The sequence below is a fragment of the Brucella ciceri genome (assembly GCF_041930145.1).
Classification (GTDB): domain Bacteria; phylum Pseudomonadota; class Alphaproteobacteria; order Rhizobiales; family Rhizobiaceae; genus Brucella; species Brucella intermedia.
Genome location: NZ_JBHEEV010000010.1, coordinates 84,183 through 107,786, shown reverse-complemented (window position 1 = coordinate 107,786; position 23,604 = coordinate 84,183). Strand labels below are relative to the sequence as shown.

Here is a 23,604-nt window from a genome sequence, read left to right as displayed (position 1 = left end):
CCAATGTCGAATCCAGCCGATTTGTCAGCCGTCGAACTCGTGTCCGCCTATAAGGCGAAGTCGCTTTCGCCGGTCGAGGTCACGGAAGCGGTCATCGCCCGCATCGAAGCCTATGAGCCGAAGCTGAATGCGCTTTGGGCTTACGATCCCGACGCCGCACGTGTTTCGGCCAAGGCCTCGGAAGCGCGCTGGGCAAAGGGCGAGCCTGCCGGACCCATCGATGGCGTTCCGCTGACGATCAAGGAAAATATCGCGACCGAAGGCACGGCTGTTCCGCTCGGCTGCGCGGCGCTGCCGCTGGAGCCCGCCAGCGCCGACGCTCCGCCTGCGGCGCGGACACGGGAGGCTGGCGGCGTGCTGCTGGCCAAGACGACCATGCCTGATCTCGGCATGTTGTCTTCCGGCCTGTCGAGCTTCCACAAGCTAGCGCGCAATCCATGGGACCTCGGTACCAATCCAGGCGGATCAAGTGCCGGTGCGGGCAGCGCCGGTGCGGCCGGTTACGGTCCGTTGCATATCGGCACGGATATTGGTGGCTCGATCCGCCTGCCTGCAGGCTGGTGCGGCCTCGTTGGACTGAAGCCTTCCTTCGGGCGCATTCCCATCGATCCGCCATTTCTCGGTCGCGTGGCCGGGCCGATGACGCGCACTGTCGCTGACAGCGCGCTTTACATGTCGGTGCTTTCAAGACCTGATCGTCGCGATGGCATGAGCCTGCCCTATCAGGATATCGACTGGATGAGCCTCGACATCGATGTGAAGGGCTTAAAGATCGGCCTGTGGCTCGATGCCGGTTTCGGCGAGCCGGTGGGGGATGGAACCCGCGCCGCCGTCGAAGCCGCAGCGAAATTGCTTGCCGATGCGGGTGCGATCATCGAGCCTGTTGCACCATTTCTGAACCGCACCATGATCGATGGTCTGGATCGTTTCTGGCGCGCGCGGTCGTGGTCGGATATCAGGAAGATGACGCCGGAAAACCGTGCGAAGATTCTGCCTTACATCTATCAGTGGACGGAAACCGCCGAGGGCTTAACGGGCGAAGAAGTCTATCTCGGCTTTGCCCAGATGGATGCAATGCGCAATGCGGCGCTTGCCGCTTCCAAGGGCTTCGACTTTATCATTTCGCCAACCGCGCCCATGCCGACCTATCCGGCGGAATGGGCGTCTCCGGTCAACGACCCGCAGCGCCCCTTCGAACATATCGCCTTCACCGTGGCGATGAATATGTCGGAGCAGCCTGCGATTTCGATCAATTGCGGTTATACGGCCAAGGGTCTACCCATTGGCTTGCAGATTTTCGGCCAGCGTTTTGATGATCTGGGCGTGTTGCGCCTTGCAAAAGCGTATGAGGAGATGCGGCCAGAGCAGAGGCCGTGGCCAGTTATTGCGTGACTGCCAAATCCTGCCCCTCATCCTGAGGAGGCGCGAAGCGCCCTCTCGAAGGGTGAGGGGCCATCTCCTATCCTTCGAGACGGTGACCTTCGACAAGCTCAGGTCCCCTCCTCAGGATGAGGGAGATGGGCAGGCGCTCGGGATGTTGGGGGCGGTTACTTTTTCGGGCGAAGCGGCGCGCGTTCCTTGTAACGGTCCATGGCGGTGAGCTTCTGGACCAGCGGGTCGGCGTCGCGCCAGCCATAAATCTCGGTGCGCAGATATTCGAGTTCGGCGTCGAGCTCTTCTTCACCGATCTCCGTCCACCATGATTTCGGACGCCCGTCAGTGCCGTCCGACCAGCGATAGCCACGCGCTTTCAGATGATCTTTCATCTCGAACGGGCTATTCTCGGCGTAGATGCGCATCCGCGCGCGCTGGCTGGCCTTCAAGAGTTCGGCAAAGGGCGTGGTATCGCCAGACTGTTCCTTCAGCACCGCAAGCAGGGCCTGACAATCGTCTTCGGCCCGGTGACCGTTATGGAAAAAGCCGCTCTGGCCGATCAGGTACCCAAGCTTGGTGCCTTCAAAGCCGCGTGCAGTCCAGTCGATTTCCTTGACCGAGCAGGCCCAAGGCTTGTTGGCGAAGGCGATGGAAAAACGTTCAAGAAATGGACGGTCAAACCCTGCATTATGCGCGATGATGATATCGGCCTCGGCGATGAGCGCGTCCAGCTTTTCGCGGGGGATCGTCTGCCCCCTCACCATCTCGTCGGTGATGCCGGTGATGCGAGTGATGTCGGCCGGGATCGGCCGGGAAGGTTGCTGCAATGCGCCGAACGTGGCGCAGATATCGCCTATCGATCCGTCGTCGGCATAACGGAAGGCAACCGCGCCGATCTCGATGATTTCTTCCTGCGCTGGATTGAGGCCGGTCGTTTCCGTGTCCACGACAACGCCCAGACGGGGGAAGGCGATCCTGTCGGCGTCGGGAACGGTCGGCGGCGGGTCTAGCCTTTGGAGGATGCGGTAACGTCCGCTCTCCTTCAGCCGCTTCACCATCTCCGCTTCGTCTATACCGGTAGTCTTGCCGTGTTTGGCGCGGGCGGGACGCAGTTCTGCCCGTTCCTGTCCTTCCGCCGGGGAAGGAGCAAAAAGGTCGAACTGATGGCGCATGGAACTTCTCCGCATGGGGGAACGGGTTTGGCAAAGAATGCCATTTTGCGGTGCTGCAACCAAGGCCGCAATCGTATAAGTAACAGGTAATCATCCTGTCGAACCGTGGCAAGGCGGGGCGCGGGGGCGTGGGAGAGGGCTTGAGGAGGGGATTTCGTGGCGGATTATGATTATTGCGTCATCGGCGGCGGCATTGTCGGGCTTGCGACAGCAAAAGCCATGCAGGAGGCGGAGCCGGGCGCAAGGATCATTCTGCTGGAGAAGGAAAGCGATTTAGCGCGCCACCAGACGGGACACAATAGCGGCGTCATCCATGCCGGCATCTATTACCAGCCCGGTTCATTGAAAGCGCAATTGTGCCGGGCCGGTGCCGAAGCCACGAAAGCCTTTTGCAGGCAATATTCCATTCGATTCGAAACATGCGGCAAGCTTCTGGTGGCAACCTCTCAAAAGGAGGTCGAGCGCATGGAGGCTCTGGCAAGGCGTGCGGTCCAGAACGACATCGCGTTCCAGCACGTGGATCAGCAGGCGCTACGCAAGGCAGAGCCTGCGGTCGCGGGGCTGGGGGCGCTTCTGGTTCCTGCGACCGGCATCGTCGACTATGCAAAAGTATCGCGGGCGATGGCGGCGGAAATCGTCGAGCGCGGCGGTATCGTGCGGCTCAATTCGCCGGTGGCCGCCATCCGGGAGGATGACACGGGCGTTGCGGTGACGGTGAATGGCGAGACCGTGCGCGCTTCCAGACTGGTCGCTTGTGCGGGATTGCAGTCGGACCGCATCGCGCGTCTTGCCGGGCTGGATATCAGCCACCGCATCGTGCCGTTTCGTGGCGAATACTACACCCTGCCGCAATCGAAGGCGAATATCGTCAAACATCTGATCTATCCGATCCCCGATCCCGACCTGCCATTCCTCGGCATCCACCTGACGCGAACGATCGATGGCGGCGTCACGGTCGGCCCGAACGCGGTGCTCGGGTTTGCGCGCGAAGGATATGACAAGGGCAGTTTCCGTGCGGGTGACGTCGCGGACATGGCTGCATTTCCCGGCTTCTGGAAGATGGCGATGAAGAACTGGCGTTCTGCACTGTCCGAGTTCTGCAATTCCGCGTCCCGCGCGCGTTATCTCAAGGAATGCCGGAAATATTGCCCCACACTGGAGCTTTCCGATCTCGGTGCGCCGGGGGCGGGAATACGCGCGCAAGCCGTGCTCCATGACGGTACGCTGGTGCATGATTTTCTTTTCAGGGAAACAGAGAGAATGCTTCACGTCTGCAACGCGCCGTCACCGGCGGCAACATCTTCCATACCTATCGGGCGGATGATCGCCGAAAAGCTTCTGGGGATAAATCTCAAGGTAAAAACTATGTGAAAGCAGAACTTTCCTGAATGATGTTGTTTTCAGATGATTTTTAGCATTCACTTATACTCGATATTGCTCCTTTAGGCTTGAGTGCTTGTCCATATTGACAGCTATTAACTTGACTTTGCCCCCGGTTTGTAATTGCACGTTACGTTCAACCTGAAATAGCGTTTTCTGCAATCTTGTTTTGACTGATCAGGGCCAGTTCGTGAAGTTTGTGCCGCCGCTTATAGTCTTGCTGTTTGCTGCGACGATGTCGGGCGTCTGGACGCTCGACACGAAGCGCAGGCATCTCTTGTTTTTCGGCCTCAGCTTTGGCTGTTTCGCCATGGGGCTTCTGGTTCCGATATCGCTGATCTCGGACAGTCTTGCCCTGACTTCGCCGATAGCTACGGCTCTCCATTTTATGGGCGGGTGGCTGCTTTGCGAAGGTGTGATGATGCGGATGGGCATGCGTTATTCGCGGGTGGCGCCCCGCCTGATCGGGCTCGGTCTCCTAGCGGCCATGGTCTTTTTCATCGCAAATGATACGGGTTACGCGCGCATTGCGCCTGCGGTGCACCTGTCGCTGGGTAGCCTGATGGCGGTGCTTTGCATTCAGGCGCGCGATCTCGCCTGTCGAAGCTCGATCGATCGCGTGCTGTTCGGTGCGTTGCTGCTTTTGACGGTGCATTTCTATGTGCAGGCTGGAATGGCGCTGGGCCTCCCCGACGAGATTGTGCAACCGTCTGAACTGATACATACGCGCTACTGGCAGGGCGTCATGATATTCGGTTCCTTTGCGGGCGTGTTCGCCGGCCTTGTCCTTCTGACGGTAACGACTTCCGATGTGGTGGAGGAATTGCAGGCGGAACGCGACGCCGATCCGCTGACCGGCGTTCTCAACCGTCGCGGACTGGAACGCCGGGCGCGCATGCGTCTGGCCGAGGTCCAGCGCGGCGACCATGGAGTCATCATTGCCGATATCGATCACTTCAAATCGATCAATGATGCACTGGGCCATGCAACCGGCGATCAGGTTCTGGTCGAGTTCGCCCGCATCCTGCAAACCATAGCAGCCGAAACGACGATTGTCGGACGCATTGGCGGCGAAGAATTTGTTCTTCTGGTCCGGGGCGATGCCGAAACATGCGAGAGACTGGGCAATCTGCTTTGCGGGCGCGTGGCTCGGCATCAGTTCCTCATGCTGTCAGGCCGCCAACTGACATGCAGCTTTGGTATCGCCATGGTGCGCGGCGGCGAAACCTTGTGGGAAACGGCGGCACGGGCCGATCTTGCCCTGATGCGGGTCAAGCATCGTGGACGCAATCGCGTTGCCGTGGAGGGGCTGGAGTTCCCCAGCGCCAAGCAAGGCGCATTGCTTCTGACAGGCTGAACCGGCGCATGGCGATCCGGTTTTCTTCTTCCCGTAAAGGATTTGGTTACCATAATTGGCGATGCTGGAGATGACCTTCCAGTCACCGCCTTGCCATGTTGCGTTCGTCTTTTTGCCGGACTGACATGCAAGGCGGCGCAGTGAAAGTTGTTCTCCACTCGGATTTGTATCATGGCGTGTGTAACAGAAGTGTATGGCTCCGCGGTTCCGCGCGGCAAGGGCATCCGGCTTCCATTCGGTCTCAAGGGGTTTACGCGCGTTGCGGTGTTCGCCGCCACGGGCCTCGTAGCCGGAAGCTGGATGATGACCGCGCTCGGTACGCTGGAAACGGTGGTGCCAGCCTTTGCACCTGTTGCCCCTGTCATGCGCCGTGTCTCCCTGAACGCACCGCAGGCGCTTGCCGTCGTCGACCACAGGCTCGCACCGTCGCGGCGCATCAGGCAAGGCTTCATCGATGCCTATACCGCTGACGCCGCTTATTCCAATCTCGACTGGCGCCGGAGCAAAAGGGCGGATGGTGCGCCTATCATCGCCGATATCGGCCCGGATTCCGTCATCGAGGACAAGCCCGTTGATACGGCGTCCCTCATTGAACTGCGCGCTGATCGCGTTCGGCGCGAAGAGCCTGTTTTGGCGCGTGTTCAGCCACAGCAACCTGCTGCGGAGGCCGGTGCGACTGTGCTGGCCTATGCGCCGGTGCCTGCCACATCGGACGCGACAGCGGCTTTCAGCAAGATAGAACCGCTCTCGCAAGCCGAAGAAGTGGATGCGGCGGAGAAGCAGGCACATCTGCCCACCGGCAATGCCGTTCCTGTTCCGCAGCTCGCATCGGACCAGAACTCGGCTGTCGCCGCAGAAGCCGGAGCCGCCCAAGACGCATTCCTGCCCGATGACGTGCCGTTGCCTGGTGCCAAGCCTTCGCTGCGCCGTTCCCGCATGCATGAAAAGACCGAACTCGCCTATGCGCCGGAAAGCGGCGCAACCGAGGAGCCGCGCCCCGGCCTGTTCAGTCCGCTTCTCAATCAGGCTTCGCGCAGCAAGGTTGCCATCTATGATATTTCCGCGGCCACCGTTTACCTGCCGAGCGGCGAGCGCCTGGAAGCCCATTCCGGCCTCGGTCCGATGCGTGACAATCCGCGCTACGTGAACCAGAAGAACCGCGGGCCCACACCGCCGCATACCTATGATCTGCGCATGCGCGAGGCGTTGTTCCACGGCGTCGAGGCGATCCGCCTTACGCCTGTCGATGGCAATAACCGCTACAATCGCGATGGGCTTCTGGCGCATACTTTCATGCTCGGACGCCGTGGTGATTCCAATGGCTGTGTGGTGTTCAAGGACTATCCGCGCTTCCTGCGCGCCTTCAAGCGCGGCGAGTTCAACAAGCTGGTCGTCGTGACCCGGATGCAATCCTCCAAACCCGCCCGGATAGCATCGCTTTTCTGATAGATGGCCTGTTTCAGGACGATATTTCGAATATTGGCGTCACACAAAGAAATGTGATCCCCGGTTTGTTGCGGGCGGGGCGAATTTGATAGATATCTTTCATCGAAACCGATGGGAGATTTTCATGAAACTTTATTACAAGGCTGGTGCCTGTTCGCTCGCACCCCACATCATCCTGAGCGAAGCAGGCCTGCCTTATGAGCTGGAAGCCGTGGACATCAAGGCCAAGAAGACGGCTGACGGCGAAGACTATTTCGCGATCAATCCGCGCGGCGCGGTTCCGGCGCTGGAAGTAAAGCCCGACACTGTCATCACGCAGAACGCGGCAATTCTCCAATATATCGGCGACCATTCCGATGTTGCGGCGTTCAAGCCTGCCTATGGCACGATCGAACGCGCACGCCTGCAGGAAGCGCTGGGCTTCTGCTCGGATCTGCATGCGGCTTTCAGCGGCCTGTTCGCTCCCACCCTCACGGAAGAAGCGAAGGCGGGCGTCATTGCCAATATCAATCGTCGTCTGGGGCAGTTCGAAGCCATGCTGTCGGACAAGAATGCCTACTGGCTTGGCGATGATTTTACCCAGCCGGATGCCTATGCGTCTGTCATCATTGGCTGGGGCGTGGGACTGAAACTCGATTTAAGTGCCTATCCCAAAGCGCTGAAGCTGCGCGAACGCGTGTTGGCGCGCCCGAACGTGCAAAAGGCGTTCAAGGAAGAAGGCCTGAACTAAAAACAAAGCCGGAGGCCAAACCTCCGGCTTATACATTTGAGGCCGGAACGGTAAACTTCGTTCCGGCCTCGTTTGTCATTGGGGTGAATGCAACACCGCACTGACGGCTGCAAAGAGGTTGGGTCATGCCCGGCAGGAACTTTCGTTCGTAAAAAAGCAGAACCCTTTGCAGCTTTTGAGGTCTTGTCGCACCGTTGAGAGAGCTTCGCGCTCGCGTATAAGGGAGACCAGCCTCATGTCTTTTTAATTGCCGGTTTCGGATGCAGCGGTGTTTCGCTGCCTCGATCAGGACAGCAGGATTGATTTTGCAGCGCGTGCTCCCTCCGCGCGCGAGAAAAATGCACCATCCAAGCCTGAGATAAACCTCGAATATAATGTAATTCTATAATATAAAACAAAGAACACCTGATTGACAATTGTAATGACTGCTCATAGCTTGGCATTGGTTGGAGCAGATTTACTTTATTAATGGCTGACTCCTTCTTCGTTTAAGGTTCTATTAGAGGTTGTTCGAGGGGTCGTGATGAAGATAAAGTCTGCTGTCGGCGTATTGTCCGTTGCCTTTACTTTAAGTTTTCCTTTATTAGCACTCGCTCAAACATCTGCTGATGGCTCTGCCAAATCTGCGACTGCCTCAACGGATGATGGATTGGTCACCGTTTACACGGCGCGAAAAATTGTGACGATGGATCCGGGCTGGCCCGAGGCAACGGCCGTCGCGGTGAAGGACGGAAAGATTCTCTCGGTAGGGACCTTGGACGACTTGAAGCCCTGGCTCGACAAGTATCCGCACAAGATCGACAAGCAGTTCCAGAATCGCGTCATCTATCCGGGGTTTGTCGAGGCCCATTCCCATCCTATCGTCGGCGCAACCTCATTGACCCGCCCGCCGTTGAGCTACTATCCGATGCTCAACCCTTATGGGCCTGCGTTTCCCGGTGTGAAGACGCGGCAGGAAGCGCTTGCCAAGCTGGCGGAATATGTAGAGGCGTCGAAGGACCCGAACGCCGATGTGCTGGCTTTTGGCTTCGACGTCGTGGCGATGGGCGGCCATCTCGACAAAACCGAGCTCGACAAGATTTCTACCGTGAAGCCGATTTTTGTCTGGGATGCTTCCGAGCATTTCGTCTTCACCAACAGTGCCGCGATCAAGAAGCGGGGCCTTACCACCGAGGATGCCAAGAAGGTGTTGGGCATTGGGGTTGGCTCCGACGGGGAACTCAATGGAAAGTTCCTGGGTGAGCGCGCTGCTCAATATGTGCTCGCTCCAACCATCAACGCATTGCTGGCGCCGGATATCGCGCTGAAGAACGTCAAATATCTGTCTGACCTCTCCCAGCAGGCGGGTGTGACCACGATGTCCGACCTGGCGTTCGGGCTGATCAATATTCCACTTGAGCACCAGGTGCTGAAGTCTTCCTTCGATAGTTCGAAGGCCAATCAGCGCCTCGTCGTTGTGGTCGACGGGCATACTTTCGCGAGCACCTATGGCGACAATGCGATCGCCGAAGCAAACAAGCTGCGCGACTCGAGCAATGACAGGCTGATGTTCGAAGGGGTGAAATTCTTCTCCGATGATGGCCTTCTGAGCTTCAGCATGCAGATACAGAATCCGGGCTACATCCATTCCGACCGCTACAGCGGCCTCTTCATGTTTGACAAGTTGTCCGACTTCGTGGCCGACATGAAGCCGTGGTGGGAGCAGAACTTCCACATCCACGTGCATACCAATGGCAATGCCGGAAACGAGGCGACCATCAATGCGCTGGATGCGCTGCAAAAAGATAAGCCGCGCTTCGATCACCGCTTCACCTTTGAACATTATGGTATTTCCACCCCCGAGCAGGCGCGGCGGGTGAGTGCCCTTGGCGGTGTGGTGAGCATCAACCCTTACTATGTCTACGAACGCGCGGACCTGAACGGACCTGAGTTCGGTACCGATCGGGCCAATACCGCTGCCCGGCTGAAGACGCTGACGGACGCAGGGGTCGTCGTGTCGCTTCACACCGACACGCCCGTTGCGCCGCCGCGTCCGCTGGAAGAAGTGTGGATCGCTGTGAATCGTATTGGTGCGATCTCCAAGAAGGTTCTGGCTCCGGCTGAGCGCATATCGGTGGACAAGGCGTTGCGCATGGTAACGATTGATGCCGCCTATACTCTTGGGATCGATGAGAAAGTCGGCAGCATCGAAGCTGGCAAGTTCGCGGACTTCGTGGTGCTGGGCGATGACCCTGCGACGGTTGCCCCGAAAGCCATTCGTGATGTGCCGGTTTTGGCAACGATCCTCGGAGGTCGGGTGATCAGCACCAGCGATACCCGTAAGCCCGCCGAGTAAGTTACATAAAGCAAGGCCCAGTGGCGCGACGAGCGCGATTGGGCCTCCGATTTTGTGCAAAAGAGCTTTTGAAGTGGCGCCGTTCCGGTCAGAGGTGAGTGACTTCAAATAGCTCATGATTCTGCATCATCCTCTCCCCACGAAAATCAGGTAGAGATTCCGAACGAGCTCTCGCGATAACAGATGAGAGCCGCCGCGACATGCACGAACTACGGTCCGCCATAAGCGCAATTGCTTGTCACCTCTGGTCCCGGCCCCAGCGTGGGCTGTATTATCGATTTCCGCTTGGCTTGCGTGTTGTCGAACGAATGATGCTCGACCCAGCACGGTCATTCCGTATGAAATGATTTGTCGTTCAGTAAAGAAATTCGGCCCGGACTGCATGCACCGCCTTCGCATTGCGCACTTGTCGTAGAACACGCCTCACCTTTTTGGGGCTCCGGAGCATACCCAAAACCCTTGGTTTCGAACGGCGTTTTATCATCATGCCACGCACAACCGCGTTGGCAGCCGGGAGAAGCTTGCACGGTCCCGTAACTCGGTTAGATAGTCCGGAGAACCAAGATCACATTGCTCTTGCAGGCAATTTGTCCTTCTGATAAACGGGCTCCCGGTCCGCAGTTCACCTAGGCATCGCCGCCCTCTGGGCACGCTAAACCTGCTTCTTTAGTTCCTTGACGCATCGACCACCTTGTTCGTGCCGCGTCGGAATGGCGATCACCGATCTCAATTTGACAGGCACGCCTCAAGGATCAGGGACCATGCCCAGGGAATTAATACCATTACATGTCAATGACATTTCGGCTTTAGCGCGCAATATTCGTAGTGCCTATGCCGATCGCGAAAAACAGCCTTCTCACCTCGAAGTTTTGAATATTCTTGCAAAAGGTGCAGGATACAAAAACTTCCAGCACCTGCGAAGCGGTGCGAAAGAGTCTGTAAAGGAAGAAAAACACCCTGTTATCGACCGAGCGAGCGTGGAGCGTGTGGCCCGCTGCTTTGATAAGGATGGTGTTCTTACGCGCTTTCCAAGCAAACGTTCGGATCAGATATCGGTTCTATGGGTGCTTTGGTCTCGCTTGCCGGCCCGGACGAAACTGACGGAAGCCGAGGTGAACGCGCTTATGAAAGCGTGGCACAGTTTCGGAGATCACGCTTTGCTGCGTCGCGAGATCTGCGATGCCGGTTTGGTATCGAGAACACGGGACGGCCGTGTTTACATCCGCATGGAGCTGCCGATGCCGCCTCTGGCGCAAGCTATTGCCCGCCAGATCGCTGATAAATAACCCAACAGCCAATATGCTGACGAAAGCAGCTATTGCTGCTGAGGATTGTCATGACCAAATTTGAGACCGGCTTTTTGCTCGGAAGAATTCCCTATATTTGCATGGGGGATCAATCTGATCCCCTGATCGTGATCAATGGCGGGCAAAGTTTTGTCCGCAAACACAGCTTTGACAGGATGATGCATGACGCAAAACGTGTCGCACGTATGCTGCCGCCAACACAGGGCTTTATCCTGATCGGCTATGATCAGCAGCTCGACACGAAAGCAACAACTGAGACAATCGTGTCAGACTATGAGCGCGCCATCAAAGAAATGAAGGTCTCGGCTTTTTCGCTCATGGGGATATCCTATGGCGGACTGCTGGCGACAAGGCTTGCGGCAGCGCGCGAAGGGTCGGTTAAGAAGCTGATTTTGGTGGCGAGCGCTCACAAGTTCAGCGAGAATGGCGAAATCAGGATAAATCGACAAATCCAGTTCGCCCAGCAGGAGCAGTACTACGAGCTGATCAATGACTTTGCGGCAATATTCCGCAATCCCCTGCTGAATTTATTACTGAAGATAAAGCTATGGGTGGACCGTAACAAACTTCCAGAAAAAATGAACTCCGGTGACGTTATTGTGCGGTATCTTCAATTGATAATGCAGGCTGAGCCAGTCGATCTGACCGCGATCACAGCAAGGACATTGATTATCGGAGGGGAACTGGATCAGTTTTTTGGCGACGGCATGATGGAAGCCGCCCGAAATGGTATCATCGACGCTAAGCTGGAAGTTCTCGAAGGCCAAACTCACATGGCCCCGGTCGAATGCAGCCGACCGTTTCAACGTTTCCTGACGGAATTTCTCGATCAGTCTTGATCAGGGAACGTTATGAAGCCTGCGTCTGCGGGCTTCATATCCAAGTTAGATTTTTACCTTTAGGGAAAACGCCACTGCAAAGGCGATATCATCATCAAAATTGTACGTACGCTGCATCGGGTTAGGCGCGGCCTGTCGCCGGGTGGATGATAATGGCGGAGAGAGAGGGATTCGAACCCTCGATACGGTTTCCCGTATACACGCGTTCCAGGCGTGCGCCTTCAACCACTCGGCCACCTCTCCGTCTGCCTTGCTGTCGGGAAACCGTGTCTCACGGTGAAAACTGACTGCAAACGTGACACCGCTTTTCGAAACAGGCGCTGGTTAATCGCCAACTAGCGGGTGCGGCGCGAATATAGCCAGAAAATGCATATGTTCAACAGCTATTTGCAAGTTTTTGCGTCTAAATCGCCGAACCTGTGCAAAGAGCGATGTTGGCGCGATAAATATTTGAAATCATTGAATTTTATTGTGGTCGAGGAATTGTGTTCGAGCTTGGCTTTGAGTGTGGCAGGTTCTGTGTGCTATGCTTTAGCAACGTCAAAAAGACAAATCTTCGGCAGGCCGGGCTCAAAACCGGTGCCGTGAGCAGGGTAGGAATCCGGGGCGAAGAATCGTGATCCGATTTGTATTGCGTAGTTTTGCGGTTGTTTTTCTCGCTTTCGCGGTGATCTTCGCGGTCCTTGATGGTGCGCGCTCCGTTGGCGCGTCGCAGTTTATCGCCAAGCCGCTTTTATCCATGTGGTCACGCAACGCGCCCGAAACATTGGCCGATGCAGAAACCTTCGTGGCGCACTATATAGGGGCAGGGGCCTGGAATGCCGTCTGCGTTCCTTTGCTTGAGCAGCCGGGTTGGCTTCTTTTCGGCATTCTCGCCCTTTTATTCTATGCAATCGGTCATCGTCGAGAGCGCCCTTTGGGACGTTTCACCGCCCGATAATCAGGAGATGGAGACCATGAGTTTCTTGGACAGCTATCGCAAGAAGATGCAGATGCCCTCGACGGATGAGGCTTTGCCCGGGCGCGCGGCGCCGATCCCGACTGCCGCCACCCATTTCGTGAACGGGCGCCCGCTGAAAGGACCGTGGCCGGAAGACTACAAGCAGGTTCTTTTCGGGATGGGCTGCTTCTGGGGTGCCGAACGCCTGTTTTGGCAGGTGCCGGGCGTATATGTGACGGCGGTCGGTTATGCGGGCGGCGTTACGCCCAACCCGACCTATGAGGAAACCTGCACAGGCCTCACCGGCCATGCGGAGGTCGTGCTGGTCGTCTACGATCCGAAGGTTGTGAGTCTTGACGAGCTTTTGACCCTCTTCTGGGAAGAGCACGATCCGACGCAGGGCATGCGACAGGGCAACGATATCGGCACGACCTACCGTTCGGTCATCTACACTTTCGACAAGGCGGATCGTGACGTGGCGGAAAAGAGCCGTGAAAACTACACGCAGGCGCTCGCCGCTCGCGGACTCGGCCCGATCACTACGGAAATCGAGGATGCGCCGGAGTTTTATTATGCCGAGGACTATCACCAGCAATATCTGGCGAAGAACCCGAACGGTTATTGCGGCTTGCGCGGCACTGGCGTGAGTTGCCCGATCCCGCTGGCACAATAAGCGGGCCGGTAATAAAAGATCGCGCGGTTCTTACCGCGCGATTTTCTTTTGCATGATCAGCATTCCTGCATAGTCGCCATCGAGCAGCTCGAAATCGCTCCAGCCGATCTGCCGGTAGAGATCCGGCTTGTTGGTGTAGAGATAGGCCTCTCCATAGCCATGTTGCCGGGCGGCGTCCTCAATGGCGCCGACAAGACCTTTGGCGATGCCTTTGCCGCGATGGCCGGGCGCAACGAACACGCTCGCCACCCACGGCTTCAGATGCGGATGCGTTTCCAGGTCGCTATGGATCAGGAGGGCAAGCCCGGCAGGTTCCCCGTTCCACAGCGCGACCCGCGCTGCCTGCCCATCGTCTTCACGGGAGATGTCGTAAAAGGCTTGTGCGGTCTGTTCGGGGGTGGACCCGGTAAATTCACCCCATTCCGCATGGTTCCATGCGGCGCAGACGGTTACGAGATCGGGACGGTCGGCAAGCGGGACAATCTGAAGCATAATGTTCTACCAGTGCGGTGGTTTGGTGACCGGCACGTCCGGCGCGGTCTGCTCTTCCAGTTCCAGAAAGCGATCGGTCAATGCGCCGAGCTTCTTGGAAAGCTGGTCGATGGTTTTCCATTGTTCGGCCAGAACGGATGACAATTCATCGATTGTCTTTTCCTGTTCGGCTACGCGAATTTCGAGCTCGGTCAGGCGTTGGTCCGCTGTCATGGCTGGCTTCCATCGGTCTTGAGGCTTTCTGGTCAGTGGATGTAACCGCTTTTGACCTGTATCGGAAGTACGCTATCACATCATTGCGTCAGCATGAGTGCGCCATTCGATACTTCATAGTGACGCAGACGCTTCAGAAAACTCATGCCAAGCAGCGTATCCGAGAGCGCGTCGTCCCGCAGGACCATCGCGTCCACATTCTCCACACGGATACGTCCGATTTCGATACTCGGCAGGACGGCATGTGCTGCAAGGGTCTGGCCATTGGCGGTCGAGACGCGATATCTGAAATCATCGGGTTTGAGCGACAGGCCGATGCGCCGCGCGGCGTTTGCGTTGATTGCAACGACGCTTGCCCCGGTATCCACCATGGCGCGAAGGGTTTGACCGGCGATCCTGACGTCCGCGATGAAATGGCCGCGGCTGTCCGGCGTGATCTGCGCGCGGCGGCCGCTATAGGCAGTGGAGGACGACGAAGAAGCGGATGAGGCTGTCGCGGCTGTGCTTGAACCGGCTTTCAGTTGCGGGCTGAATTTTTCAAACAGGAGCGGGAAGGCGATTGCCAGTCCCGCGAATACCAGAAGGATCGTAAACGCCCGCGCCATGCTGTCCCCGTTTGGAGCACGATAGCAGGCGCGGGTTAATGCTTACTTGGTGCCGTACATGCGGTCGCCGGCGTCGCCGAGACCGGGAACGATATAGCCCTTTTCATCGAGGCGCTCATCGATGGACGCGGTAAACACGTCGACATCGGGATGGGCTTCGGTGAAACGCTTGATGCCTTCCGGCGCCGCCAGCAGGCAGAGGAAGCGGATATTGGTCGCGCCGCGTTCCTTCAGCTTGTCGATGGCTGCAATTGCCGAATGTCCGGTGGCCAGCATCGGGTCCACCACGATGATGAGGCGGTTTACGATGTCTTCGGGGGCCTTGAAGTAATATTCGACCGGCTGCAGCGTGTCGTGATCGCGATAAAGCCCGATATGGGCGACGCGGGCAGCAGGCACCAGATCGAGCATGCCTTCCAGAAGGCCGTTGCCAGCGCGCAGGATCGACGCGAAGACGAGCTTCTTGCCTTCGAGCACCGGTGCGTCCATCGGCATCAATGGCGTTTCGATGGGCATGGTGGTCAGTTCGAGATCGCGCGTCACTTCATAGCAGAGCAACAACGAGATTTCCTTCAGCAGCCGCCGGAAGCTGGCCGTGGACGTTTCCTTCTTGCGCATGATGGTAAGCTTGTGCTGGACAAGCGGATGGCTGACGACTGTAACGCCCATGATCTTTCCACTTTTCTTGTTATCTTTTTGACTTTAGCGGCAGTTTGCGCCGGAGAAAACGCGTGGCGAGCGCGCACGCACAGTTTTATGTCTCTTTGGCCATTTTTAAACGCTAACGCAAGACGGTTCGCAAGGTCCCTTCACAAAAGGGGTAGTGGAGGGCGGTCTCTGCTTGTATCGTCCGGCACAAGCTTTATATGCATTACGGAAATCGTTTTCGTCTTAATAATCAGAAGCAGGATGAGCTATGAGCCAGCAGAACGGCAATGCGGACCGCGTGGGCGCACAAGGCGGCATGGAGCATTCATTCGGTTTCAAGGCGGTTGACGAAAGCGAGAAGCAGGGCCTGGTCAACGACGTTTTCCATAAGGTCGCCAGCAAGTACGACGTGATGAACGATCTCATGTCGGCGGGCATGCACCGCGTCTGGAAAGATGCGATGATCGCATGGCTGGCGCCGTCGAAGCGCCCGGGCTGGACCTCGCTCGACGTTGCTGGCGGCACCGGCGATATCGCCTTCCGCATCGTCGAGGCTTCCGGTCGTCAGGCCCATGTCACCATTCTCGATATCAACGGCTCGATGCTGGGTGTCGGGCGTGAACGCGCGATCAAGAAGGGCCTTGCCGACAATCTCGAATTCGTCGAGGCCAATGCCGAAGAACTGCCTTTCCAGGACAACAGCTTCGACGCCTATACGATTGCTTTCGGCATTCGCAATGTGCCGCATATCGACAAGGCGCTGTCCGAAGCCTATCGCGTGTTGAAGCCGGGCGGCCGGTTCCTGTGCCTCGAATTCTCCGAGGTTGAACTGCCGGTTCTCGACAAGATTTATGACCAATGGTCGTTCCACGCTATTCCGCGCATCGGCAAGATGATTACGGGCGACGCGGATTCCTACAGCTATCTGGTCGAGTCGATCCGCAAATTCCCCAAGCAGCAGGATTTTGCGGTGATGATCGAGAAGGCTGGTTTCGAGCGCGTCAGCTATCGCAATTTCACCGGCGGCATTGCCGCGCTCCATTCCGGCTGGAAGCTTTGATCGTGCCTGTGATGAAACGGGGTCAGGAACGGGGCATCGGGGCATGAGCAGTTTTTCCGCCGCTTTCCGGTTGATGCGGGCCGGATGGATATTGACGCGCGAAGGCGTCATCAGTGCATTGCCTGTTGAGGGGCTTTCCGGTCTTCCGGCGTTCGGGCACAAGATTGCGGGCATTCTGGCGCGTCCGCGCGCGCGCCACATGCAGCGTTCCGAGCGCATGTCGCGCGCCATGAACAAGCTCGGCCCATCCTATGTAAAGCTCGGCCAGTTTCTGGCGACGCGGCCAGATATCGTGGGGCGCGATGTTGCTGCCGACCTCGAACTTTTGCAGGACAGGCTCGACTTCTTCCCGCAGGTTGATGCCGTTGCGGCAATCGAAGGTTCGCTGGGCCGCAAGATCGATGATCTTTACATGCAATTCGATGCGCCGATAGCCGCCGCTTCCATGGCGCAGGTGCATCCGGCCGAAATCATGAAGGACGGAGCGCGCCAGAAGGTTGCCGTCAAGGTCATTCGTCCGGGTGTGCGCCAGCGTTTTGCCCGCGATCTCGAAGGTTTCTACATGGTCGCGCGCATGCAGGAGCGCCATGTTCCTTTCACCCGCCGCCTGCGTCCGGTTCAGGTTGTGGAGACACTCCAGCAGACCACCCGCATCGAGATGGATTTGCGTCTTGAAGCGGCAGCGCTTTCCGAGATTGCCGAGAACATCAAGGACGATGCGGGGTTCCGTGTTCCCAAGGTCGATTGGGAGCGCACGGGCCGCGATGTGCTCACGCTCGAATGGATCGACGGCATCAAGATGTCGGACATTTCAGCGCTTGAAGCCGCCGGTTTCGATCTCCGGAAGCTTGCTGAGACGCTGATCCAGTCCTTCCTGCGCCATACGCTGCGTGATGGTTTTTTCCATGCCGACATGCATCCGGGTAACCTGTTCGTGGACCATCAGGGCCTGATCGTTGCGGTCGATTTCGGCATTACCGGGCGGCTCAACAAGCAGCAGCGGCGGTTCCTTGCCGAGATTCTCTACGGCTTCATCACACGCGATTACATGCGCGTGGCGGAAGTGCATTTCGAAGCCGGCTACGTCCCGCATACGCATGACGTGGCAAGCTTTGCACAGGCCATCCGCGCCATTGGCGAGCCGATCCATGGCCAGCCCGCCGAAACCATTTCCATGGCCAAGCTTCTGACCTTGCTGTTTGAAGTGACCGAGCTTTTCGATATGGAAACCCGCCCCGAGCTTCTGATGCTGCAGAAGACCATGGTGGTTGTGGAAGGTGTTTCACGCACGCTCGATCCGCATTTCAACATGTGGAAGGCGGCGGAGCCGGTGGTCGGCGACTGGATCGCCAGGAACCTCGGGCCGCAGGGTATGCTTCTCGATGCGAAGGACAGCGCTTATTCGCTGCTGCATTTCACGCGCAAGACGCCGGAACTTGTGGCGCGCGTGGAACGTGTTTCCGTTGCGCTGGACGACATGGCGGTGAATGGATTGCGCTTTGACGAGGCGACCGCGGAAGCTATCGGTCGGGCAGAGGCGCGCCATTCGCGCTGGGGCCGCATCGCGCAGGTCGTGATTGCGATTTCGCTCGCTGCAATCGCTATCAAGCTTTATATTTGGCTATGAATCACTTTTAAAGTGACAATCTAACTTTTAAGGTGACAGCCAGCTTTTAAAGTGATTTCAATGATTGCACTTGTAACAGGCAGGTGCAATCACATGGCCAGCATTACCATCCGTAATCTTGATGACACCGCCAAGGAACGTCTCCGTATTCGGGCGGCACAAAATGGGCGCTCCATGGAAGAAGAGGCGCGCATCCTGCTGGCCGGGCTGAATGAAGCCGCGCCGGTCGTGGCGGGGTCGCCCGGGGCAGGGGCTTCTCTGGCCGGAAGGCGCATTCTTCTCATTATCGGCGGTGGCATTGCAGCCTACAAGACGCCTGATCTCATCCGCCGTCTGCGTGAGCGTGGCGCGCATGTGCGCCCGTTGATGACTGCTGCCGCGCAGCAATTCGTGACGCCGCTGACCATCGGCGCGGTGTCCGCCGACCATGTCTTTACAGATCTGTTCTCGAGGGAGGACGAGCAGGATGTTGGGCATATCCGGCTTGCGCGCGATGCGGACCTGATCGTCGTCGCGCCGGCGACCGCCGATCTGATGGCGAAGATGGCCAACGGTCTTGCCGACGATCTGGCAAGTGCCGTGCTGCTGGCCCGTAAGGTGCCGGTTCTGATCGCGCCTGCCATGAACCCGGCCATGTGGGACAATCCCGCGACAAGACGCAACCGCCTGACGCTTGAAAAGGATGGCGTTCGCTTCGTCGGACCCGAGAGGGGCGAAATGGCGGAAAGCGGCGAGGCTGGAACGGGCCGCATGAGCGAGCCGCTGGCAATCGTCGCGGCCATTGAAAACCTGCTCTCACCGCAGGCGAAACCACTTGCGGGCAAAACCATCGTCATGACGTCAGGGCCGACGCACGAGCCTATCGATCCGGTCCGCTATATCGCCAATCGCTCGTCGGGCAAGCAGGGCCATGCAATCGCGGCAGCACTCGCGCGGCTTGGCGCGACGGTGCATCTGGTGTCCGGCCCTGTAACCATTCCCGATCCCGAAGGCGTTGATGTCGTTCATGTCGAGACGGCGCGTGAAATGCAGGCTGCGGTGGAGCGGCATCTTCCCGCCGATGCGGCGGTTATGGTGGCGGCGGTTGCCGACTGGCGCACGGCCAATGAAGCCGGGCAGAAGATCAAGAAGAAGCCCGGGGAAAGCGCGCCGACGCTCGCCATGGTCGAAAACCCCGACATTCTGGCCGGTGTCGGCCATAGCGACAGGCGTCCCGGCCTTGTGGTCGGCTTTGCCGCCGAAACGCAGGATGTGGCCGGAAATGCGAGAGCCAAGCTTGAGAAAAAGGGCGCGGACTGGATCGTTGCCAATGATGTTTCGCACGCACCGGATGGCAGCAGCGTGATGGGTGGCGACCGCAATCATGTCCGTATCCTCAGCCGGTCCGGTATCGAGGAATGGCCGGAAATGAGCAAGGAACAGGTCGCTGAAAGACTGGCCGGAAAGATCGCCGAAAGGCTGCTGGAAGCAGACAGGTAAATTTCTCTGCAAGCCATGTCACATCTGCGGTGCCTGTTTCGTCTTGATGGTGAACGACTTCAAATCGTAAGCCCCAAGGAGACATATCATGGAAGCAAGACTCGTTCCGTACAAGCTGGCACCGAAGATCATGCAGGCTATGGTCGAGGCGGAAAAGGCCGTGTCGGAGGCCGGGCTGGAATATAGTCTTTATGAGCTCGTGCGTATTCGCGCATCGCAAATCAATGGCTGTGCTTATTGTATTCACATGCACACGCGCGATGCCCGCAAGGCGGGAGAGACTGAAGAACGCCTCTACCTCGTGGCCGCGTGGCGCGAATCGCCGTTGTTCACGCCGCGTGAACGCGCTGCGTTGGCCTGGACCGAAGCCTTGACGCTGATTGCGCAGACCCGCGCGCCGGACGAGGATTACGAAGCGTTGAAAGCGCATTTCACCGATGAGGAGATCGTGAAGCTCAGCATGGCCATCAATATGATCAACCTCTGGAACCGTGTAGCGGTCGGGTTCCGCACCGTGCATCCGGTCACGACCGATGCGCCAGCAGGCTGAAACGGGCAACAGCTTCGATGCGGACGCGTTCGAGGCCCTGAGGCCCCGGCTCGTTCGCATCGCTTACCGCATGATAGGCTCTCATGCGGAAGCCGAGGACATTGCGCAGGAAGCCTGGTTGCGGTGGAATACGGCAGCCCAGGAAGCCGTCCGGGAACCGGAGGGCTGGCTGGTGCGGGTCGTAAGCCGGCTCGCGCTCGATTATCTGAAATCCGCGCGCGTGCGCCGTGAGACCTATCCCGGTTTATGGCTTCCCGAACCTCTGGTCGAGGAAGAGGAAGACCGGAGCGACGATATCACGCTGACGCTCATGCTGGCGCTTGACCGGCTGTCGCCGCTGGAGCGGGCGGCCTTTCTGCTGCACGATGTTTTCGGCATGGACTTTGGGGAAGTCGCGCGAGTGCTCGACCGTGACGCGGCGGCCTGCCGACAGCTTGCAAGCCGGGCACGGATGCATGTGCGCCAGGAAAAGCCGCGATTCACCCTGCCGGAAGACCGCGGACGCACCATTGCGGAAGCCTTCTTTCAAGCCTCACGCAGTGGCGATCTCAGTGCATTGCAGGGCCTTCTGGCGGAAGATGCCATCATGTATTCCGATGGCGGCGGTGTTCGCAACGCGGCGCTCAATCCCATCTATGGGCGAGCGAAGATCATGCGCTTCTACGAGGGGATCTCCCGCAAGGCCGATGGTGTGCCTCCCGCCATCCGGCAGTTCGCCGTGTTCGACGGTCTGCCGGGGCATATCAGCATGGAAGCGGATGGATTGCCGCAGGTCGCCGCACTGGAGATTGCCGAGGGGCAGGTTCACGCGATCTATCTCGTTCGCAATCCCGAAAAACTGCGCCATCTGCAATTCGGTGACGATATGCGGAGTTTCAATCGAGCTGAACCGGATTTCAAAAGAACTCGTCCAGCAGGCGATAATAGCTGATCTTTGCTTCTTCGATTGCCGGCCCGCCATAGGTGGCCAGAAACGGCGTTACCCATTCTTCGCCCAGATTGTAACGGATGCTCCAGCAGGCGAGCGCCAAATCCTGATGGCGATCGGCGAGGCCGAGCCTGCCGCAATCGATGAAACCGGTGAAGGCATCCTTGTCGGCCATGAAATTCGGCAGGCAGGCGTCGCCATGGGTGACTACAATATCTTCGCTTTGGGGCTTCAGGCGAAGCAGTTCTTCGAAAACTCCCTGCGGTGTCCGCCCTTCACGTTCCTCGTCGAAATCCTCTTCATCGACCGCGCCCGCTTCGACACGCTTGCGGGCGTCTTCGATGCGGAACTCCAGCCGGTGATCGAACGGACAGGAAGCCGGGTCGATGGCATGCATCGATTTCAGGGCGGTCGCCAGAATATCGACAATACGCTCCGGCGCGAGCGTGCCGACTGCCGAGGCCAGATCCTGACCCGGCAGGCGCGTCATCAGCAAAAAGCTGTGTTCCGGCGCGATTTCGAAAGCGAGGACTTCTGGGCAGGCAAGGTTTTGCTGTCTGAGCCAGCGAAGCCGTGCTGCTTCATCGGCAAGTTCGCCGACCGGGCTTTGCGGCTCCACTTTCAGAACCAGAGGTTCTCGTTCGGGATGGTCGAGCAGATGCACATTGGCCGTTGAGCGGCCAAGCTCGTCCTGCCGACTGCGATAATCCCGCAATTCCTGCCGCAGCGCCTGAGGCAGATCAAGCGCAGCCAGAACCGGATCGTTCATTTTCTCTCCAAAGGATCAGGCCTTGCCGCGGACCTGATAATCCTTGACGGTGGCAAAGCGGATGTCTTTCCAGCGCTCGGCCTCGTAGTTGAGCGAGAAGCCGTTCTGGGCCAGAAATACCGGGTCACGGTCAAGATCGTGTGCGATATCGGCGCGATGGGCGGCAATGAAGCGGTCGACTTCAGCCGGATCGTCGGCGGAAATCCACCGGCAGACCGAAAAGCGCGACATTTCAAAGCCGACCGGCAGCGAATATTCGACCTTGAGGCGTTCGGTCAGGACGTCGATCTGCAGCGCACCGACAACGCCGACGATAGCCGGCGAACCGTCATCGGGCAGGAAGAGCTGCACGACGCCTTCTTCCGCCATCTGCTGCAGCGCTTCGCGCAGCTTCTTGGCCTTCATTGCATCATCGAGGCGAACGCGGCGCAGGATTTCCGGCGCGAAGTTCGGCACTCCGCGGAACAGGATATCCTCGCCCTCGGTCAGCGTATCGCCGATGCGCAGCGTGCCGTGGTTGGGGATGCCGACCACGTCGCCCGCAAAGGCTTCGTCGGCAATCTGGCGCGAACGGGCAAAGAAGAACTGCGGTGCGGAAAGGCTCATCGGTTTGCCGGTGCGCACCAGCTTTGCCTTCATGCCGCGCGACAGCTTGCCCGAGCACACGCGCAGGAAGGCGATGCGGTCGCGATGGTTCGGGTCCATATTGGCCTGAATCTTGAACACGAAGCCGGTCATCCTGTCTTCGGTCGCCGCCACCATGCGGGCATCGGCCTGCTGGTCGCGCGGGGAAGGGCCGAAATCGCAGAAGGCTTCGATCAGGTCGCGCACGCCGTAGTTCTTCAGCGCCGAGCCGAAATAGACCGGGGTCATGTGGCCTTCGCGGAAGGCGGCGAGGTCGAACGGGCGGCAGACGCCACGCGCCAGTTCGACACCTTCCAGCCACGCTTCACGCTCGTTTTCCGGCAGAAGCCTTGCGGCTTCTTCCGGTCCGCTGACCTTGGTCGGCTGTTCTTCATTGTCCTGGCGGCGCAGCGTATCGCTGTGCAGGTCGAAGGTGCCTGCAAAGCTTTTTCCCGAACCGATGGGCCAGGTGATCGGGGCCGTGTCGAGCGCCAGCTTCTCCTCGATCTCATCGAGGATTTCCAGTGGGTCTCGCGCCTCGCGGTCCATCTTGTTGACGAAGGTGACGATGGGAATGTCGCGCATGCGGCAGACTTCGAAAAGCTTGAGCGTGCGCGGTTCGATACCCTTGGCGGCGTCGATGACCATGACGGCGGAATCGACCGCGGTCAGCGTGCGATAAGTGTCATCGGCAAAATCTTCGTGGCCCGGCGTGTCGAGCAGGTTGAAGATGCAATCCTTGTATTCGAAGGTCATCACGGAGGTGACAACGGAAATGCCGCGGTCGCGCTCGATGTTCATCCAGTCGGAGCGGGTCTGGATGCGGTCCTTCTTGGCCTTCACCTCACCGGCAAGCTGGATGGCGCCGCCGAACAGCAGCAGCTTTTCGGTCAGCGTGGTCTTACCGGCGTCCGGGTGCGCGATGATCGCGAATGTGCGGCGCTTGGAAACGGGATGGTCAGCGGGCATGAAGAAACTCGTGATGGCGAAATGTTGGGCTGCGCGTGAAGGCGCGCCGCGAAGATGTTGGCCAGCATCTAGCAGGAGTTGGCCAGA

General features: G+C 58.3%; 22 protein-coding genes and 1 tRNA gene. 15 read left to right on the top strand and 8 right to left on the bottom strand.

Features of this window, described 5'->3' with window-relative positions:
- Nucleotides 1–3 precede the first annotated feature (3 nt).
- Nucleotides 4–1,392, top strand: a complete 1,389-nt coding sequence (locus JNC63_RS18150; protein WP_063881564.1) for an amidase — start codon at nt 4–6, stop codon at nt 1,390–1,392.
- 155 nt (nt 1,393–1,547) lie between these two features.
- Here the strand turns inward: JNC63_RS18150 and JNC63_RS18145 are convergent, their stop codons facing one another.
- Nucleotides 1,548–2,546, bottom strand: coding sequence for a 3'-5' exonuclease (locus JNC63_RS18145; protein WP_063881563.1), 999 nt, complete (start codon nt 2,544–2,546; stop codon nt 1,548–1,550).
- A gap of 156 nt (nt 2,547–2,702) precedes the next feature.
- Here JNC63_RS18145 and lhgD point away from each other — a divergent pair, with 156 nt between their 5' ends.
- From lhgD to JNC63_RS18110, 7 genes are all read left to right on the top strand, one after another.
- Nucleotides 2,703–3,917 carry an L-2-hydroxyglutarate dehydrogenase gene (gene lhgD / locus JNC63_RS18140; protein WP_063881562.1) on the top strand — a complete coding sequence of 405 codons (1,215 nt, stop codon included), beginning with the start codon at nt 2,703–2,705 and terminating at the stop codon, nt 3,915–3,917.
- Between the two features lie 199 nt (nt 3,918–4,116).
- A complete protein-coding gene (locus JNC63_RS18135) occupies nt 4,117–5,283 on the top strand; it encodes a GGDEF domain-containing protein (protein ID WP_063881580.1) in 1,167 nt (388 codons plus the stop codon).
- A 171-nt stretch (nt 5,284–5,454) separates the two neighbouring features.
- Entirely contained in the window at nt 5,455–6,729 is a 1,275-nt protein-coding gene (locus tag JNC63_RS18130; RefSeq protein WP_063881561.1) for a DUF2778 domain-containing protein, read from the top strand.
- Between the two features lie 124 nt (nt 6,730–6,853).
- Entirely contained in the window at nt 6,854–7,459 is a 606-nt protein-coding gene (gst, locus tag JNC63_RS18125) for a glutathione transferase (RefSeq protein WP_063881560.1), read from the top strand.
- 523 nt (nt 7,460–7,982) lie between these two features.
- The gene (locus tag JNC63_RS18120; RefSeq protein WP_100653057.1) at nt 7,983–9,794 is read left to right on the top strand and encodes an amidohydrolase; all 1,812 of its coding nucleotides are present in this window, start codon (nt 7,983–7,985) and stop codon (nt 9,792–9,794) included.
- A gap of 710 nt (nt 9,795–10,504) precedes the next feature.
- Nucleotides 10,505–11,080, top strand: coding sequence for a DUF2087 domain-containing protein (locus JNC63_RS18115; protein WP_245670595.1), 576 nt, complete (start codon nt 10,505–10,507; stop codon nt 11,078–11,080).
- 50 nt (nt 11,081–11,130) lie between these two features.
- On the top strand, nt 11,131–11,940 hold the full coding sequence (locus tag JNC63_RS18110; protein ID WP_063881558.1) for an alpha/beta fold hydrolase: 810 nt from the start codon (nt 11,131–11,133) through the stop codon (nt 11,938–11,940).
- Nucleotides 11,941–12,093: 153 nt separating this feature from the next.
- Here the strand turns inward: JNC63_RS18110 and JNC63_RS18105 are convergent.
- Nucleotides 12,094–12,183: transfer RNA gene (locus JNC63_RS18105), tRNA-Ser, on the bottom strand.
- A gap of 373 nt (nt 12,184–12,556) precedes the next feature.
- On the opposite strand from JNC63_RS18105, the gene JNC63_RS18100 reads away from it, so the two are divergent.
- Both JNC63_RS18100 and msrA read left to right on the top strand, forming a co-directional pair.
- Entirely contained in the window at nt 12,557–12,880 is a 324-nt protein-coding gene (locus JNC63_RS18100) for a hypothetical protein (RefSeq protein WP_025090776.1), read from the top strand.
- Nucleotides 12,881–12,896: 16 nt separating this feature from the next.
- Nucleotides 12,897–13,553: a peptide-methionine (S)-S-oxide reductase MsrA gene (msrA, locus tag JNC63_RS18095; RefSeq protein WP_063881557.1), complete on the top strand. Its 657-nt coding sequence runs from the start codon at nt 12,897–12,899 to the stop codon at nt 13,551–13,553.
- Nucleotides 13,554–13,583: 30 nt separating this feature from the next.
- Here the strand turns inward: msrA and JNC63_RS18090 are convergent, their stop codons facing one another.
- The 4 genes from JNC63_RS18090 to upp all read right to left on the bottom strand — a co-directional run bounded on the left by JNC63_RS18090 (nt 13,584) and on the right by upp (nt 15,532).
- Nucleotides 13,584–14,045: a GNAT family N-acetyltransferase gene (locus tag JNC63_RS18090; protein ID WP_063881556.1), complete on the bottom strand. Its 462-nt coding sequence runs from the start codon at nt 14,043–14,045 to the stop codon at nt 13,584–13,586.
- Between the two features lie 6 nt (nt 14,046–14,051).
- The gene (locus JNC63_RS18085) at nt 14,052–14,258 is read right to left on the bottom strand and encodes a SlyX family protein (protein ID WP_063881555.1); all 207 of its coding nucleotides are present in this window, start codon (nt 14,256–14,258) and stop codon (nt 14,052–14,054) included.
- Between the two features lie 80 nt (nt 14,259–14,338).
- Nucleotides 14,339–14,863: a retropepsin-like aspartic protease family protein gene (locus JNC63_RS18080; protein ID WP_063881554.1), complete on the bottom strand. Its 525-nt coding sequence runs from the start codon at nt 14,861–14,863 to the stop codon at nt 14,339–14,341.
- A 42-nt stretch (nt 14,864–14,905) separates the two neighbouring features.
- Nucleotides 14,906–15,532, bottom strand: coding sequence for a uracil phosphoribosyltransferase (gene upp / locus JNC63_RS18075; RefSeq protein WP_006467614.1), 627 nt, complete (start codon nt 15,530–15,532; stop codon nt 14,906–14,908).
- Between the two features lie 247 nt (nt 15,533–15,779).
- On the opposite strand from upp, the gene ubiE reads away from it, so the two are divergent.
- The 5 genes from ubiE (at nt 15,780) to JNC63_RS18050 (ending at nt 21,158) form a co-directional block, all read left to right on the top strand.
- Complete coding sequence (gene ubiE / locus JNC63_RS18070; protein WP_063881553.1) at nt 15,780–16,571, top strand: bifunctional demethylmenaquinone methyltransferase/2-methoxy-6-polyprenyl-1,4-benzoquinol methylase UbiE; 792 nt, start codon at nt 15,780–15,782, stop codon at nt 16,569–16,571.
- 43 nt (nt 16,572–16,614) lie between these two features.
- The gene (gene ubiB, locus JNC63_RS18065) at nt 16,615–18,198 is read left to right on the top strand and encodes a 2-polyprenylphenol 6-hydroxylase (RefSeq protein WP_063881552.1); all 1,584 of its coding nucleotides are present in this window, start codon (nt 16,615–16,617) and stop codon (nt 18,196–18,198) included.
- 93 nt (nt 18,199–18,291) lie between these two features.
- Complete coding sequence (gene coaBC / locus JNC63_RS18060) at nt 18,292–19,677, top strand: bifunctional phosphopantothenoylcysteine decarboxylase/phosphopantothenate--cysteine ligase CoaBC (protein ID WP_245670593.1); 1,386 nt, start codon at nt 18,292–18,294, stop codon at nt 19,675–19,677.
- An 88-nt stretch (nt 19,678–19,765) separates the two neighbouring features.
- Entirely contained in the window at nt 19,766–20,227 is a 462-nt protein-coding gene (locus JNC63_RS18055; RefSeq protein WP_063881551.1) for a carboxymuconolactone decarboxylase family protein, read from the top strand.
- On the top strand, nt 20,211–21,158 hold the full coding sequence (locus tag JNC63_RS18050) for a sigma-70 family RNA polymerase sigma factor (RefSeq protein WP_063881550.1): 948 nt from the start codon (nt 20,211–20,213) through the stop codon (nt 21,156–21,158). The genes JNC63_RS18055 and JNC63_RS18050 overlap by 17 nt, the downstream gene beginning before the upstream one ends.
- Here the strand turns inward: JNC63_RS18050 and aph(3')-IId are convergent.
- Both aph(3')-IId and JNC63_RS18040 read right to left on the bottom strand, forming a co-directional pair.
- Nucleotides 21,124–21,924 carry an aminoglycoside O-phosphotransferase APH(3')-IId gene (gene aph(3')-IId, locus JNC63_RS18045; protein ID WP_063881549.1) on the bottom strand — a complete coding sequence of 267 codons (801 nt, stop codon included), beginning with the start codon at nt 21,922–21,924 and terminating at the stop codon, nt 21,124–21,126. The two genes, JNC63_RS18050 and aph(3')-IId, sit on opposite strands and share 35 nt — an antisense overlap.
- A gap of 15 nt (nt 21,925–21,939) precedes the next feature.
- Complete coding sequence (locus tag JNC63_RS18040; protein WP_021587129.1) at nt 21,940–23,517, bottom strand: peptide chain release factor 3; 1,578 nt, start codon at nt 23,515–23,517, stop codon at nt 21,940–21,942.
- Between the last annotated feature and the right edge of the window lie 87 nt (nt 23,518–23,604).

Coding starts and splice junctions, on each gene's coding strand:
- JNC63_RS18150 (WP_063881564.1), top strand. CDS start 4: ATGTCGAATCCAGCCGATTTGTCAGCCGTCGAACTCGTGTCCGCCTAT.
- JNC63_RS18040 (WP_021587129.1), bottom strand. CDS start 23,517: ATGCCCGCTGACCATCCCGTTTCCAAGCGCCGCACATTCGCGATCATC.
- JNC63_RS18085 (WP_063881555.1), bottom strand. CDS start 14,258: ATGACAGCGGACCAACGCCTGACCGAGCTCGAAATTCGCGTAGCCGAA.
- JNC63_RS18090 (WP_063881556.1), bottom strand. CDS start 14,045: ATGCTTCAGATTGTCCCGCTTGCCGACCGTCCCGATCTCGTAACCGTC.
- coaBC (WP_245670593.1), top strand. CDS start 18,292: ATGGCCAGCATTACCATCCGTAATCTTGATGACACCGCCAAGGAACGT.
- JNC63_RS18145 (WP_063881563.1), bottom strand. CDS start 2,546: ATGCGCCATCAGTTCGACCTTTTTGCTCCTTCCCCGGCGGAAGGACAG.
- ubiB (WP_063881552.1), top strand. CDS start 16,615: ATGAGCAGTTTTTCCGCCGCTTTCCGGTTGATGCGGGCCGGATGGATA.
- gst (WP_063881560.1), top strand. CDS start 6,854: ATGAAACTTTATTACAAGGCTGGTGCCTGTTCGCTCGCACCCCACATC.
- JNC63_RS18115 (WP_245670595.1), top strand. CDS start 10,505: ATGGCGATCACCGATCTCAATTTGACAGGCACGCCTCAAGGATCAGGG.
- JNC63_RS18110 (WP_063881558.1), top strand. CDS start 11,131: ATGACCAAATTTGAGACCGGCTTTTTGCTCGGAAGAATTCCCTATATT.
- upp (WP_006467614.1), bottom strand. CDS start 15,532: ATGGGCGTTACAGTCGTCAGCCATCCGCTTGTCCAGCACAAGCTTACC.
- JNC63_RS18050 (WP_063881550.1), top strand. CDS start 20,211: ATGCGCCAGCAGGCTGAAACGGGCAACAGCTTCGATGCGGACGCGTTC.
- JNC63_RS18055 (WP_063881551.1), top strand. CDS start 19,766: ATGGAAGCAAGACTCGTTCCGTACAAGCTGGCACCGAAGATCATGCAG.
- ubiE (WP_063881553.1), top strand. CDS start 15,780: ATGAGCCAGCAGAACGGCAATGCGGACCGCGTGGGCGCACAAGGCGGC.
- JNC63_RS18120 (WP_100653057.1), top strand. CDS start 7,983: ATGAAGATAAAGTCTGCTGTCGGCGTATTGTCCGTTGCCTTTACTTTA.
- JNC63_RS18080 (WP_063881554.1), bottom strand. CDS start 14,863: ATGGCGCGGGCGTTTACGATCCTTCTGGTATTCGCGGGACTGGCAATC.
- msrA (WP_063881557.1), top strand. CDS start 12,897: ATGAGTTTCTTGGACAGCTATCGCAAGAAGATGCAGATGCCCTCGACG.
- JNC63_RS18130 (WP_063881561.1), top strand. CDS start 5,455: ATGGCGTGTGTAACAGAAGTGTATGGCTCCGCGGTTCCGCGCGGCAAG.